1 protein-coding gene is annotated in these 2,421 nt (G+C 63.4%); it reads left to right on the top strand.

The genetic code is table 11. From position 1 onward, the window contains the following. Nucleotides 1-23 precede the first annotated feature (23 nt). Nucleotides 24-2,421, top strand: a 2,398-nt coding sequence (locus H663_RS40735; protein WP_165803981.1) for an Ig-like domain-containing protein, incomplete at its 3' end; no start/stop codon positions are given.

The following is a 2,421-nucleotide window of genomic DNA, read 5'->3' as shown; positions in this document are numbered from 1 at the left end:
TGGCGGTGGTCATCGACCAAACCGTGGCCTCACCCTCAGTCAGCTTGCTGTGCGACACCGGGCGCAGCCAAAGCGACAAAATCAGCACCGTAGGCAACCTGAACATTGGGCTCATCGAAACAGACGCCTTGGTCGAATACAGCACCGACGGCAGCACCTGGAGCAGCACCTTCACGGCGCAAGAAGGCGCCAACACCGTGCAAGTGCGCCAAACCGACAAAGCCAACAACACCAGCACCCCCACCGTCTTCAGCTTCACGGTGGACACCGGCAAACCCGTGCCCACCGTCAGTATCACGGCCATAGGCGGCGACGATGCCGTGGGCCCGGCCGATGCGGCCAACCCGCAAACCACCATCACTGGCGCTGCACTGGGGGCCAGCGAAGGCGATCTGGTGCAAATTGCCGTGAACGGCCACACCTTCAGCGGCACCGTCAACGCCGTGGGCAGCTACAACATCAGCATCGACACGGCCGACCTGGTGGCCGATTCGGACAAAACACTGGAAGTGCTGCTCAACGCCAGCGATGCCGCAGGCAACCAAGCCAGCACCTCGGCCAGCCGCAGCTACAGCGTGGACACCTCGGCGCCGCAAGTGCAAAGCATCGCGCTGGACAAAACACTGCTCAAAGCAGGCGACAGCGCCACCGCCACCATCCGCTTCTCAGAAAAAGTCATCGCCTTTGATGTGGGCGATCTGGTGGCCGACAACGCCAGCCTGAGCAACCTGGCCACCGCCGACGACGGCCTGACCTGGACGGCCACCTTGGTGGCCCACAGCAGCATCGAAGACACCAGCAACCTGGTGCAACTGTCGGCCACCTACACCGACATTGCAGGCAACGTGGGCACCGCAGGCACGAGCGGCAACTACAGCCTGGACACCAAAGCGCCCACAGCCACCATCAAACTGGCCGACGAAGCCCTGCAAGCGGGCGAGACCACCACGCTGACCATCACCTTCAGCGAGAAAGTGCAAGACTTTGGCAACGCGGATGTCACGGTGCAAAACGGCACATTGGGCACCTTGGTCAGCACCGACGGCATCGTCTGGACCGGCACCTACACGCCCAACGTCAACCTTGAAGACACCACCAACGTCATCACGCTGGCCAACACCTACAGCGACTTGATCGGCAACGCAGGAGCCGTGGGCACCAGCGGCAACTACAGCGTGGACACCAAGGCCCCCTCGGCCGTGGTCACCCTCCAAGACGCCCAAGGCGCACCGATGACCAGCCTCACGGCCGGACAAAGCGCCCAGCTGACCATCACCTTCAGCGAAGCCGTCAAAGACTTCAGCAACGCCGACGTGACAGCGCCCAACGGCACGCTCAGCACCCTGGCCAGCACCGATGGCGGCACCACCTGGACCGCGACGTTTACGCCCAACGCCAATGTGGAAGTAGCCGCCAACAGCATCAGCGTCAACCCCGGCGCTTACAGCGACCTGGCCGGCAACACCGGATCGGCTGCAGCCAGCGGCAACTACGCCGTAGACACCCAAGGCCCCACCGCCAGCATCACCCTGAGCGACAACGCCTTGACGGCAGGCGAGAGCGCACAAGTGACGATTGTCTTCAGCGAGAAAGTCACCGGCTTTGGCAACACCGACGTGGCTGTAGAAAACGGCACCCTGAGCACCCTGGCCACCACCGATGGCGGCAAGACCTGGGTGGGCAGCTTCACGCCCACCGCAGGCACGGCAGACGCCAGCAACGTCATGAGCGTGGCCAACAGCTACACCGACGTGGCGGGCAACCAAGGCGCCAGCACCAGCAGCGCCAACTACGCCATTGACCTCAAAGCGCCCACGGCCAGCATCGCCCTGAGCGACAACGCGCTCAAAGCAGGCGAGAGTGCCACGGTGACCATCACCTTCAGCGAAAAAGTCAAAGACTTCAGCAACGCGGACATCACAGCGCCCAACGGGGCTCTGAGCACATTCACCGCCAGCACAGACGGCCTGATCTGGACAGCCACCTTCACGCCAGCAACAGACACCGAAGCGGCCAGCAACACGCTGAGCCTGGGCACGGCCTACACCGACGAAGCGGGCAACGCGGGCACGGTGGCCACCGCCAGCTACGCAGTGGACACCCAAGCACCGAGCTTCACAGTCAAGCTCGATGACGCGAGCAACAGCGGCGCGTTGTCAGACCGCCTGACCCGTATCGACATGCCCACGATCAGCGGCACGGGCAGCAAGGACGACGTGATTCAAGTGACCATGCCCGGCACAGGCGAAGTGCTCAGCACCACGGTGGCTGCAGACGGCAGCTGGAGCGTCACGCCCACCATCGCGATGACAAGCGGCAGCGTGAGCATCATCGCCACCGACCCCGCAGGCAACACAAGTGCAGCGCAAACGCTGCCTCTGGTGATTGACAAAACAGTGGGCACAAGCACAGTGGCCCTGC

Source organism: Limnohabitans planktonicus II-D5 (assembly GCF_001270065.2).
Taxonomy (GTDB): Bacteria; Pseudomonadota; Gammaproteobacteria; order Burkholderiales; family Burkholderiaceae_C; genus Limnohabitans_A; species Limnohabitans_A planktonicus.
The sequence above is the reverse complement of the archived record's forward strand: the minus strand, read 5'-3'. Positions and strand labels throughout refer to the sequence as shown.